Consider the following 11,543-nt stretch of genomic DNA (forward strand, 5'->3'; position numbering starts at 1 on the left):
GTTGAATATTTTTATTTTAGAAGATGATGCGATTCAAAGAATTCGTTTAGAAAGAATTATTAAAGAATTACTTGATAAAAATAATGTCCCGTATCAGAAAATATTTACTACATCTAGGCCAGAAAATCTGTTAGATGAGATGAGTTCGATGGGAAGTCATCATATCTATTTTTTAGATTTAGAGATTAATAATTGTTCACGAAAAGGATTGGAAATTGCTCAGATTATACGTGCAAAAGATCCATATGGAACAATTGTTTTTGTTACAACTCATTCTGAATTGGCACCTAAGACATTTTCATATAAAGTTTCAGCACTTGATTTTATTGAAAAAAATCAAGGCGAAATTAAGTTTAGAAAAAGAGTTGAAGAATGTTTAATTATTGCTAATCAATATCAGGAAAAACCAATAAGTGAGGATTCCTTTATGTTTGAGAATAAATATACGAAATTTCAAGTTCCATTTTCTGAAATTTTATATTTTGAAACATCTGAAGTTCCACATAAAATTAACTTAGTAACATCTAAAAAAAATATTAGCTTTTATGGAAAGTTAAGCGAAGTTGTTAAGGTAGATGATCGTCTTGTCAGCTGCCATAAATCATTTGTAGTAAATGTATCAAATATTATTAGTATTGATAAGAAGAGTAGATTAGTCTATTTTAATAATGATGTATTTTGTTATGTTTCTCGAAGGCTGTTAAAAGGTGTTGAAAATAAGATGGAGGAGTTCAATATGAAAAAAGTTCAATATGAAAGTTCCTGAGTGATCAATTTAAATCAGACAATTATTTATCACAAACTAAGCAATTACAATGTGCCAAGCGTAAGTACGTAATATAAACATGTCTATTTTAATTTCTATCTCTGATATATATTAAGGAGCAAAGGGTTATAAGTTGTAAAATGACAGTATGTATTATTGAAACATTACAACATCCGATTGGAAATGAAGAGATTATTTTAGATTAATCAGATTTGGTTAAGATTAAATTTGAAATCATTGAAGTCTAGAAATTAGATGTAACAATTGAAAAGATACAGAAATATGATATGATAGTAGGAAGCGTTGCAGATGATAAGGTGGTTAATACAGTGGAACTTTATTCGGATCGGTTAATTAGTAAAGAAGAATCGTTAAGAAGATTAAAATATTATAAACCCAATTTTCAAATTGATATCATTAATCAAGAAGTTATTAATGATTACTTAAAATATAAGAAAGTTGAGAGATATAATAGAAGTAAATAAAATTATTACAACTAACATTTGCAAGAATTACCGAGAGGGCCTAGTTAAAGAAACGCATATCACTGAAGAAGGGGACTATTCTATGCGTCAAAAACTTATCAATTAATTTCATAAGGAATTAGTGATTTATATTTTTAGGGTGATGGATATCTAATAGATGAACTTATGTTAGAGTATCATCTGAAAAAAGATATTGGATATTATTAAAAGTAAAATTATATTTATTGTTAATCAGAGAAGTTGACCTACAGAGTTAACTTCTTTTTTTTGATTAATTGTTTACCTGATAGGTAATAATCCATATTATGTGCTTAAATTTTTATATAGCATACTTAATATTACAATCTGTATATAAAAAAATTATGCTCTAGTAGATACAGCTAAACAAGCATTGATTGGAAAAGATAAAAGTTAGATTCTAGACACTAGAGTACTTTTTGAATGCATTTTTATAGTATTTAACTAGGAGATAAGTATTCAAATGAGGAATTAATTCTATAATTATTATACCAGTTAATGTAGTAGGTAAACTCATGGACTAGTTACCTTGTGCTTTAAACATCTGATTGCTTACAAATCTCTAGTTAATTACTTTATAAGCGGCCTCAGCTATAGTGGTATTATAAAAGAACTCTTTCATATTTAATGATTATTTAATTTCAAATACATCTAGAATCCTGCGCATATGTCAAACATATGTAGGATTCTTACATTACTTTGACTAAGAAATTTTCTTCAGGACAAATTGTTCTGTATATACTCTACTTCATTTAATATCTTTCTTGCTCTTTGAATAAAATAGGATTTGATGTATGAAATCATTAAAGAGTATGAAGTATGCGGAAAATTCGAGGTTTAATTGCGTTTATTTTTAAAACTTGTATCTTATTTAGTGTCACAACTTATCAATCAGTTTACTGTTTTAAATAGCTAATGATCAGAATCAGTATTTTAGTGGATAGGATACAATTAATTAGACAGTTTTTTTTAGGTCATGTAGAATTATAATTAATCCTACAAAAGAAGACTTTAACATGACCCAAACTGAACCTCGTAGATCTCTTCGAACTTATACTGATGAATTTAAAAATCAATTAGTTTAACTTTATTTAAATGGAAAACGTAAATGTGACTTTACTCGTGAATATGATCTTTCATCTTCCTTACTCGATAAGTGGATTAAACAATCAACGTCAACTGGTTCTTTTAAAGAGAACGATAATGGAACAGAATTTGTGTAAATAATCGAATATTTGAAACAGCATAGCAATTAAAATATGAATTTTCAGATTATATTAATTGGTTTAATATCCATCGTATTCATTACTGAAATATTTAATAGCAGTTCAGTATCGCCCAAATTCCCTTAAAAAGTTGTTTAGTTTAGTTTAGTGTTGATAATTCACTTCTTTGGAATCCTCAAAAAAAAGATGTATTATGCTAAGGTTATCAAACACACGAGGATTTTAAAGATGCCATTAAAAACCCTATCTACTACTATATTCATAAACGAAACAAAAGAAAATTGGCTGGTATGAGTCCGGTCTAATACTGAATTCATACCAGCCAATAGGCTGCTTAATATTTAGTTCAACTTTTGGGGTTCCACACAATTCAGGGTGTTTTTTATTATTAGAAATATTTTTGACTAATTTGAAAATGTTATTAGTCAAATTAATTAATAATACTAGATAAGTTAATAGAGTAAGAGTATTTTATTCAGATTCCTTTGAAAATTTCAATAAATTTATGGTTGATTTTTCAGTAAAATATTTAATTCTTAAAATAATTAATAAATTTACAATATAAATTATTAGTAAAAGACTAAGAGTAATCAAAATTACTATTGATATGATGTGTTTTTTTATTAAAAATATTAAAAAAAGTAGACTAAATCCTTCAGTTATCATAAAGGATTTAAAAAATAAAGTATGAAAATTATTTTTATAAATAGAGTATACTTGGCTTGTAGTATATCCATAATGTTTAAATATTCCCATATCTTTTTGGTTATTTTTTAAATAAATTTCTGAAGAGATAATTAGGTTAATACTTGTTACAATTAAGAGTAGGGATAATATAATAAAAGAAGATAATAATGTATTATTTAGAGATTTAGATAAATCATTAAAAGACTCTAGAGTGTAGTTTATATTAAATCCTAATGAATTAATTATATCAGCAATATGATCAACATTTGATAAAGTTGTGACATAAATAAGAATACGATTAATATTATTATAGCTATTATCATCAAACATTTCATTAATTATTTTAGTATATAAACCTTCAGATATATATAATTTATCTAAGCCGTCTGTTAAGTAGTGAGATAAGCTATTAACCTTCTCTATTTTTATTGGAAAATCAATTGATTCACTGCTTGAATAACCTTGATTTTCAATAATTATTTTAGGTAATTTTAATGTAATATTTTCAAGAGGAGTATCTCTAGTATATATAGCTGTAAAATCATTAGTAAAGTTTAACCCTAATTTATTTGATAATTTATCATTTAGCATATATATAAAATATGTATTATTATTACTATCTGGAATGCCAAAATTAATGGAATATTCGATAGATACACATACTTCAGTATCAGAAAATACATTATTTAATGTCGTTTTAATATATTCTTCATCTAGTGATTGAAGATTTACTAATTTATTATTTTCACGCTTGGAAGTGATTTCAATGATATGAGTATTATCATTATAAAAAAAATCTTCTTTAAGTTGGTAGTATTGGCTTATAAGTGATATAGATACAATACTTAGTAGAATTAACATGAAATTAAAAATGATAAGAGAGAGTTTTAAAGAAAGGGTTGTTTTTTTTTTAACCAATTTACTAAGTAGCTTTATTTTGTTTTTTGACATAAACATCCTCCTGATAACTCTAATACTATTCCTTCTTTTTCGCTAACATCATCATGAGTAATCAATATTTTCAGAGATGATGGAAATAATTTATCTATTAAATTATAAAAATATTTTTTTTGTTGAGAGTCAATATTACTAGTTGGCTCATCGAGTAATATAATATCGGGAATATCCATCATATATTGTGATAGAGTTATTCGCCTCATTTCGCCACCTGAAAGTCTATTAATAGGAGTGTCTAAATCATTATTAATATTAAGCTTTTTAAGGATATTAGAAAAATATATCTTATATTCATCGATTGATCTATCGTTGTCATGACATGATAAATATTTAATTAGCATATTATCGTAAATAGATAGATTTGAAAATAAAAGAGGTTGTTGATACATATATTGGACTTTAATGTCAGGAGGGAGAAGAATGTGACCAGAATCTAATTTTTCATAGCCTATTATTATATTTAATAATGTTGTTTTTCCTACACCATTTATCCCAGTCAGCCAGTATAAGTTTTTTTGTTCAAATTTAAAGGAAACATTATCGAGTATCACCTTTTCACCGTATCTTTTAGAAGCGTTTTTAAGTTCTATCATCATTTTAAATCGATCCTTTTCTGGAAACCGTTTCCGTAAATTGTGATTGAATCAGATGTTGTTTGAAAATCAACAATATTAGAAACTTCCGTAATATATTTTTCATTTTCTAGATTATATATTTTTAAAATTAGTTCATTATTTTGGTTAATACCAATTTGAATGATATGATCTTTGTCAGGATGAACATAATTTAATATATCTTTTTGAAAACTTTTGTTATTATTATAAAAGTTAGAATTATCACTTATCCAAATACCTTGACTAGTTAATAATAAATCGTCGCTAATTAAATTTTCTTGATTTAATAATGGAGTGCTGCGAGTATCAGTTAAGTCTAAAGAATATAGGCTATAGCTATCTATATCTTTGTTATATACTGTATAGTACAGAGTATCAGTATCTATCACTCCTTTTGTTATTAGTCCTGATGTGTTTTCATAATTAAATAATTCATGGTTCTCGCTATCAAACCCACATAGTATCCTTAAATTTTCAATTTCTATATTATTACTATCATAAAATGAACGTATCATTATATGATAGTTTTCATTATTAGCGACTGGAAATACTCCTTCATTTTTTTTCAATTTTAATAACGATTGTATTTTTTTGTCTGTAATTTTTAATACTTCAAAGTCATTATCAAAACTATGACCAGATATGTAGATGTCTGTTTGTTGAGGAAATTCATATTGAAAAAAATTATTCTCGGTTATTTCTTTAACAACGGTATTTAAATTAGTATTGTATACTAGAATTTTTTGATTAAATCTATTATATAAATATTTTTCGTCAGAATTATCAATTGGGGGATATTTTGATAAATCAGTTAAAGATTGATTACATCCAGATAATATAAATCCGATAGACATACACATAATATATATAATAATTTTGAACATAGTATATTACCTTCCTTTTTAAAAAGCAAAAAACAGGAAATAAATCCCTGTTTTTTGCTTTTTTTTATGCACCAGCATTTATTTCATACGTTTTAGCATAGCCTTTAATCTTTACAAGAGCAGTATTTTGAATATATGCAGTATTTGTTCTATAGTCCTTACTTGGGCCAACGATTAAATTACTACGATAGTCTGAAGTTTTTGCTCCATTTGAGTTTTCCCAATATTTTGTTGGCGTTGTTACTGTTTGCCAAGATGATCCAGAACCTGCACTAACACCTCCTGTTGACAAGTCCACTCCTAGACTTATTTCTGCTGAACTACGCAATGAGGCACTCCCCTTCCAAGTTGTTCTAATTCTTTCTACAGTTCCAGTACCACTGTAAACGGCCGAAACTTGAAAATCCCATTTAATTGTATTTCCAGAATTTGTTCCTACTGATTGACGCCAAACATTAGATGTAAGGGTTCCACCAGGAACTGAAAGACTAGAATCATCACTCCATCTAGGTTGGATTGCTCCAATAGAATCATTCATACTATCACTAGCCTCAACAAAAGTTTGTTGTCCCCCATAAGTTAGAGCTAGTGCTAGTCCTGTTAATCCTAATAACTTAGTTACACTTTTCATTTTAACCCCTCCATTTTTAAAATTAAATAATTATTAGTATAATTTTTCGATATATTCCTTTTTACAAAAATAATTCTTCTAGTCTTCAGATTTGTAAATACTATCTCATTTTATAGAAAAATAATAAATAAAGGGAATTAATGTAGAATTATACAATCATTATTCGAATAATATATTATCAATAAATTAGTTTTTAAAAAACTTAATATGCTTAATCGGTTATTTAATACTCTTAAGTGGTTGGGCTAAGTCAACGTTTTGAACACAAAAATACTAAGCTTTTAAGCTGTTTTGGTGCTAGTATAGTTTTATGGGCACAATTAAGTTAAGTCGTTACAATAGACTTAATAAAAGGATGTGTCTGTATGAAAAAATATAATGTTGAATTTAAATCAATGATTGTTTTTTTTTGAATAAATGTCCATATTTTGATATATAGTAATCTAGCTGTAATAGCAGTATTTATAAATATATATTATTTCTTTGAATAGTTACTCAGGAGGTAATATACATGTTGAATGTGACAAAACGTATTAATATCGTCTCCATTAAACTGGTAAAGGAGTCTAGCTTTCTTTACCAAACACTTACCATTTCATCACCTAAGGATGCGTATGAAATGATTAAAGATCAGCTTCAAGATTTGGATAGGGAGCAATTCATCATTGCTTGTTTGAATACTAAAAATGAACCGACTAATATCTCGGTAGTATCAGTAGGAACACTCAATAAAGCGATTGTTCATCCAAGAGAAGTCTTCAAAACAGCTATCCTATCAAATGCTGCTAGTATTATGGCATTTCATAATCATCCATCAGGTGAAACCACACCATCACAACAAGATATTCAATTAACCAATCGCTTATATGAGGCGGGTGAGTTACTGAGTATCAAGTTGTTAGATCATCTCATCATAGGAGATGGAACATTTACCTCATTAAAAGAAAAAGGTTATTTATAAGGAGCTAAGTGATTATATTACCGTCACTTAGCTCTTTTATTATTCCATAACTAATAGGGGGGAGAAACTATATTCAGTATCACAACTTATCGATCAGTTTACTGTTTCAAATAGCTAATAATCATAATCAGTATTTTATATTTTCTAATCGGGTAATCTCCGGAACTTCAAATTACTGTTCAAGCTTTTGTAATCTATTAATCTTATAAAAAACACTCACAATACCATATACTAACAGATCAATTAAAGTGATTGATAGGAAACTTCAAGTTGTTAAAAGAATTGCCTTTGTATAATATAACTTTTATTAATTTTAATCACGTATTCTCAGTATTTAAAATTTAATTCAAGTCAAAAGAAAAAATCCTAGTAGCTTAGTCACTAGGATTTCCATCCAGTTGTTTATTGTCATAAATCACAAATGAATCAGTAAGACTATATCATCATCTAACTAAAAATAGTTTTTTACTATTTAAATAATTACTTATTTAAGGTGTACTAAATCGATTTCTTCTTACTTTTATTATTTTTTCATTCTAGAGATATCAACTAGCGTGGGCATTCTATTATCGAATCTTTCTACTTCTATTGTCCTCTGATATTCAAAGTCTAGGTTATAGACTGTAATAGAATTTAGTGAGGATTTATCTAACCTTTCCTGTGTTAGAATAGTATTAGTTTCAAAGTTTACACCTACAATGCGGCTATCACCGATTTCTATCATTGGAGTGTTATCTGAACCCAAATTATCAAAATCTAACTTTAATAATAAGTTATCCTCTTGATATCGTGTCGATTCATATCCCTCTGATTCTTTACTTTTTTCACAAGATATCTCTAAGTAAAGTTTGCCTTCTTCTTCTTCGAAGAACGAGAGTGGTGTACACAGATTTCTATCTTTAGAATTAGTTTCTGAGTAGTTTACTTGTGTTTTAACTTCTAAATTTTCATCTACCTGTTTTATGGTAAATTCACCTGTATTTAATCCTTCACCTAATAGAAATAAATTATCCTTATATGGGTAAAAGTAGATAATATCACGTGCTAGTAGTAAGTCTTCATTAACATCTATAGAAGATAATAAGTTAAAATTTTTATCATATATCAAGATTTTTTCTTCACTTGAAATATTTTTATTTTCATCCAATATAGGTTGAGCGCTATTAGCATATACATAAATCTTATCCTTAAATACAACACCATTCCAAATATGAAGGTTACTTTCTAATTCAAAACATTTCCAAGAATCTTCTAAATAACAAAATCCTGAATTGTAGGCTTCACCATCAGCTGCAAAACCATTATTGATGACAATAAATAAGTTTTCGGAGTAAGGATTAATACGCTCATATTTTTGATCTATTGTTCCTACTTTATTTAATGACTGTGTTTGATTATCATATGATAATATAGTTGAAGTCTCCGGATAGCTATCAAAATAAACTATATTTCGAGTTTGACGCAATACTGAATATCCAACACCTTCACCTTTTGGAAGTTTAACTTTATCGATAATTTCACCATTCCCATTGGAATATAATAAATAGGATGGAGTGTACAGATCATTACTTAAAATCTGCAAAACTTCAAAATCTTTGGGTTGTTTAAGTAATGTATTATATCCTATTAAAATGAAGCCTACAATTAAAATTATAGTTACAATTATTACACCAAAAAGATTTTTTTTCATTCTTATTCCTCTATTTCACTTTTTGATAGAAAAATACATTATCGTCCCATAAAATTTGTTTTGGAGTAACCCCTACGATATCGTAGCTCCATGAACTATCTTTGTAATGATCTCCTACATTATAGCCCGCATTAAGCCAAGCTTTATATACTAATTTAGAACAATACCATTGATCAGTGCTATTTAATGTTGTCAAAATAGTATAGGGCTTACCTATTTGTTTAGCTGCGTAATTTACTGCTGTTTTATAATTCGATTGTGTAGCACCACCTACATAAAGCTCATCGGTATTAACCTTAGCCCAATACGTTCTATAACTCACTTTACTCTTAACTCCCTCACCAGGATTTGCTTCAATTACTGTATTTTTATTGTAATCTACAATTCCAGCATGCCCATGATTCCAACCTAAAGTTTTAGAATCTAGAGTAATTAAAATATCCCCATAATTTTGCCACTCGATAGTTGTTGTTCTTCTAGCATCTGAATCTACTAGGCCCCCTACACTCTCTTTTTTCATCTCAGTAATTGCATCAATTTCGTCTCTATTTAGATCAGAGATGACTTGAAGAACAGCACTGATTGCATCCTGTTGTTCTTCTTGTGGCAATTTTTCGACTTCTTCTTGATTTAATTCTCGAATTCTTTGTGAATATGATTCAATCCCTTCTGATCTTAGTAAGGATTGTTCAGGCATTTTTACTTCATATTCTGAATTCTGTGCGGCTTGGACACTCATAGAAGAATAAATTCCTAATAAAGTTGTAAACATAAATAAATACTTTCTCATTTTAACCTCTCCATTTTTTAAATTAAATAATTATTAGTATAATTTTTCGATATATTCCTTTTTACAAAAATAACTCTTCTAGTCTTCAGATTTGTAAATACTATCTTATTTTATAGGAAAATAATAAATAAAGGAAAATAATGTATAATTATACAATTATTATTCGAATAATATATTATCAATAAATTAGTTTTTAAAAAACTTAATATGCTTAATCGGTTATTTAATACTCTTAAATGGTTGGTCTAAGTCAATATTTTGGACACAAAAATACTAAGCCTTTAAACTATTTTGGTGATAGTATAGTTTTATGGATAAACTTAGGTTAAGTCATTACATTAGACTTAATAAAAGGATGTTTTTGTATGAAAAAAATATGATTGTGAATTTAAATCAATGATTGTAGGGGAAATAAATATCTATATTTTAATATATAGTAATCTAGCTGTAATAACTTCATTTATAAACATATATTATTTCCTTGAATAGTTATTCAGGAGGTAATAGTCATGTCGAATATCGCAAAACGTATTAATATTGTATCCATTAAAATGGTAAAGGAGTCTAGTTTCCTTTACCAAACACGTCAAATCTTATCACCGAATGATGCTTATGAGATGATAAAAGAACAACTAGAAGGATTGGATCGGGAGCAATTCATCATTGCTTGTTTAAATACTAAAAATGAACCGACTAATATCTCGGTGGTATCAGTTGGTTCACTAAATAAAGCAATTGTCCATCCAAGAGAAGTGTTTAAGACAGCTATTCTATCAAATGCTGCTAGTGTTATGGCATTTCATAATCATCCATCAGGTGAAACCACACCATCACAACAAGATATTCAATTAACTAACCGCTTATATGAAGTAGGTGAGTTACTGGGTATCAAGTTGTTAGATCATCTCATCATAGGAGATAGAACATTTACATCATTAAAAGAAAAAGGTTATTTATAAGGAGCTGAGTGATTAGATTAACGTCACTTAGCTCTTTTATTATTCCATCACTAATAGGAGGTAGAAACTATGAGTCATAAAATAACAGTCTGTATCACGGAAACCTTACAACGTCTGATTGAAGTAGATGTTGATGAGATGGATTGTGATCCGATTGAATATATCAGAAACCAATATCATGATGAAGAAATTATTTTAGATTCATCCGATTTAGTTGAGACTGAATTTAACATCTGTGACTGATATAAAAAGAATGACACTAGATAGAACATCAAGTTATCTAGTGTTTTTTAGTTGAACGAAGAAAGGAGTAATGATTGATGTTAACCAAATGGATCAATGTAAAAGAATTAGTTCGCTTAGGATTAGATGAGAATAAATCGTTAGGAATAATGAGGTTGGATTATTGTTCTTCAAGACCAAATGAAGTCTGTAATCAATGGTTTCCATCCTCACAAATGAATCAAGTGTTGATGGAGCATCCAATTTCCATTCAACAGTTACAACAGGAATTGAATGAATTAATTTTCAATCAATTAGATGTCTTTGATAAAGTCATTGAAAAATGTAGTGGTGAGGGTTACAAGCATGAGGAAACGTTCAAGGTAGAAAGTGAATGTTTCAATTTCTTTATTCGATTGAAACCTGTTCAAGATGATTATAGTCATTTATTTGTGTATGTAAAGTAGGGAGGTTAGTTATGATTACAACTCGTTCAAGTGTCAGAACAGAGGTGATTTATTCAGATGATATGAATCATCGATTAATCTTGAAAAAGGATTGGTCGAGAGATAAGGAAAAGTTAAAATGTACGATTATCATGATTAATCCATCAACAGCCGATGAAATAGAAATGGTTCTTCCTGACTTTTGGT

At 28.0% G+C, this 11,543-nt stretch carries 12 protein-coding genes and 3 pseudogenes; 8 read left to right on the forward strand and 7 right to left on the reverse strand.

The window, feature by feature from the left end; translation table 11 throughout:
• Nucleotide 1: 1 nt before the first annotated feature.
• Together NEH75_RS06275 and NEH75_RS06280 are read left to right on the forward strand one after the other, a co-directional pair.
• Complete coding sequence (locus NEH75_RS06275) at nucleotides 2–766, forward strand: response regulator transcription factor (RefSeq protein ID WP_055305471.1); 765 nt, start codon at nucleotides 2–4, stop codon at nucleotides 764–766.
• A 272-nt stretch (nucleotides 767–1,038) separates the two neighbouring features.
• Complete coding sequence (locus NEH75_RS06280; RefSeq protein ID WP_262941320.1) at nucleotides 1,039–1,251, forward strand: DUF3990 domain-containing protein; 213 nt, start codon at nucleotides 1,039–1,041, stop codon at nucleotides 1,249–1,251.
• A gap of 458 nt (nucleotides 1,252–1,709) precedes the next feature.
• Here NEH75_RS06280 and NEH75_RS13600 read toward each other — a convergent pair.
• Nucleotides 1,710–1,772 (reverse strand): annotated as a pseudogene (locus NEH75_RS13600) (hypothetical protein); the annotation flags it as partial.
• 513 nt (nucleotides 1,773–2,285) lie between these two features.
• On the opposite strand from NEH75_RS13600, the pseudogene NEH75_RS06285 reads away from it, so the two are divergent.
• Together NEH75_RS06285 and NEH75_RS13605 are read left to right on the forward strand one after the other, a co-directional pair.
• Nucleotides 2,286–2,480 (forward strand): annotated as a pseudogene (locus NEH75_RS06285) (transposase); the annotation flags it as partial.
• Nucleotides 2,481–2,710: 230 nt separating this feature from the next.
• Nucleotides 2,711–2,800 (forward strand): annotated as a pseudogene (locus NEH75_RS13605) (hypothetical protein); the annotation flags it as partial.
• A gap of 166 nt (nucleotides 2,801–2,966) precedes the next feature.
• On the opposite strand, the gene NEH75_RS06290 reads toward NEH75_RS13605, so the two are convergent.
• The 4 genes from NEH75_RS06290 to NEH75_RS06305 form a co-directional block, all read right to left on the reverse strand.
• Complete coding sequence (locus NEH75_RS06290) at nucleotides 2,967–4,133, reverse strand: hypothetical protein (RefSeq protein ID WP_055305470.1); 1,167 nt, start codon at nucleotides 4,131–4,133, stop codon at nucleotides 2,967–2,969.
• Nucleotides 4,115–4,735, reverse strand: a complete 621-nt coding sequence (locus NEH75_RS06295) for an ATP-binding cassette domain-containing protein (protein ID WP_055305469.1) — start codon at nucleotides 4,733–4,735, stop codon at nucleotides 4,115–4,117. Before NEH75_RS06295 ends, NEH75_RS06290 begins: the two co-directional genes overlap by 19 nt.
• Nucleotides 4,732–5,637, reverse strand: coding sequence for a hypothetical protein (locus NEH75_RS06300; protein WP_055305468.1), 906 nt, complete (start codon nucleotides 5,635–5,637; stop codon nucleotides 4,732–4,734). Before NEH75_RS06300 ends, NEH75_RS06295 begins: the two co-directional genes overlap by 4 nt.
• 64 nt (nucleotides 5,638–5,701) lie before the next feature.
• Complete coding sequence (locus tag NEH75_RS06305) at nucleotides 5,702–6,268, reverse strand: hypothetical protein (RefSeq protein ID WP_055305467.1); 567 nt, start codon at nucleotides 6,266–6,268, stop codon at nucleotides 5,702–5,704.
• A 511-nt stretch (nucleotides 6,269–6,779) separates the two neighbouring features.
• On the opposite strand from NEH75_RS06305, the gene NEH75_RS06310 reads away from it, so the two are divergent.
• Nucleotides 6,780–7,229, forward strand: coding sequence for a RadC family protein (locus NEH75_RS06310; RefSeq protein WP_055305876.1), 450 nt, complete (start codon nucleotides 6,780–6,782; stop codon nucleotides 7,227–7,229).
• A gap of 523 nt (nucleotides 7,230–7,752) precedes the next feature.
• Here the strand turns inward: NEH75_RS06310 and NEH75_RS06315 are convergent.
• Both NEH75_RS06315 and NEH75_RS06320 read right to left on the reverse strand, forming a co-directional pair.
• On the reverse strand, nucleotides 7,753–8,919 hold the full coding sequence (locus NEH75_RS06315) for a hypothetical protein (RefSeq protein ID WP_195455054.1): 1,167 nt from the start codon (nucleotides 8,917–8,919) through the stop codon (nucleotides 7,753–7,755).
• A 10-nt stretch (nucleotides 8,920–8,929) separates the two neighbouring features.
• A complete protein-coding gene (locus tag NEH75_RS06320; protein WP_262940915.1) occupies nucleotides 8,930–9,709 on the reverse strand; it encodes a YiiX/YebB-like N1pC/P60 family cysteine hydrolase in 780 nt (259 codons plus the stop codon).
• A gap of 509 nt (nucleotides 9,710–10,218) precedes the next feature.
• On the opposite strand from NEH75_RS06320, the gene NEH75_RS06325 reads away from it, so the two are divergent.
• The 3 genes from NEH75_RS06325 to NEH75_RS06335 all read left to right on the forward strand — a co-directional run bounded on the left by NEH75_RS06325 (nucleotide 10,219) and on the right by NEH75_RS06335 (nucleotide 11,357).
• Nucleotides 10,219–10,668 (forward strand): RadC family protein, encoded by a 450-nt coding sequence (locus tag NEH75_RS06325; RefSeq protein ID WP_262940914.1) that lies wholly within the window; start codon nucleotides 10,219–10,221, stop codon nucleotides 10,666–10,668.
• Between the two features lie 69 nt (nucleotides 10,669–10,737).
• Nucleotides 10,738–10,911, forward strand: a complete 174-nt coding sequence (locus NEH75_RS06330; RefSeq protein WP_262940913.1) for a DpnD/PcfM family protein — start codon at nucleotides 10,738–10,740, stop codon at nucleotides 10,909–10,911.
• A 77-nt stretch (nucleotides 10,912–10,988) separates the two neighbouring features.
• A complete protein-coding gene (locus NEH75_RS06335; RefSeq protein WP_262940912.1) occupies nucleotides 10,989–11,357 on the forward strand; it encodes a hypothetical protein in 369 nt (122 codons plus the stop codon).
• Nucleotides 11,358–11,543 lie beyond the last annotated feature (186 nt).

The sequence above is a fragment of the Turicibacter sp. T129 genome, from assembly GCF_025594975.1.
GTDB lineage: Bacteria > Bacillota_I > Bacilli_A > MOL361 > Turicibacteraceae > Turicibacter > Turicibacter bilis.

Coding starts and splice junctions, on each gene's coding strand:
- NEH75_RS06290 (WP_055305470.1), bottom strand. CDS start 4,133: ATGTCAAAAAACAAAATAAAGCTACTTAGTAAATTGGTTAAAAAAAAA.
- NEH75_RS06295 (WP_055305469.1), bottom strand. CDS start 4,735: ATGATGATAGAACTTAAAAACGCTTCTAAAAGATACGGTGAAAAGGTG.
- NEH75_RS06300 (WP_055305468.1), bottom strand. CDS start 5,637: ATGTTCAAAATTATTATATATATTATGTGTATGTCTATCGGATTTATA.
- NEH75_RS06305 (WP_055305467.1), bottom strand. CDS start 6,268: ATGAAAAGTGTAACTAAGTTATTAGGATTAACAGGACTAGCACTAGCT.
- NEH75_RS06310 (WP_055305876.1), top strand. CDS start 6,780: ATGTTGAATGTGACAAAACGTATTAATATCGTCTCCATTAAACTGGTA.
- NEH75_RS06315 (WP_195455054.1), bottom strand. CDS start 8,919: ATGAAAAAAAATCTTTTTGGTGTAATAATTGTAACTATAATTTTAATT.
- NEH75_RS06320 (WP_262940915.1), bottom strand. CDS start 9,709: ATGAGAAAGTATTTATTTATGTTTACAACTTTATTAGGAATTTATTCT.
- NEH75_RS06325 (WP_262940914.1), top strand. CDS start 10,219: ATGTCGAATATCGCAAAACGTATTAATATTGTATCCATTAAAATGGTA.
- NEH75_RS06330 (WP_262940913.1), top strand. CDS start 10,738: ATGAGTCATAAAATAACAGTCTGTATCACGGAAACCTTACAACGTCTG.
- NEH75_RS06335 (WP_262940912.1), top strand. CDS start 10,989: ATGTTAACCAAATGGATCAATGTAAAAGAATTAGTTCGCTTAGGATTA.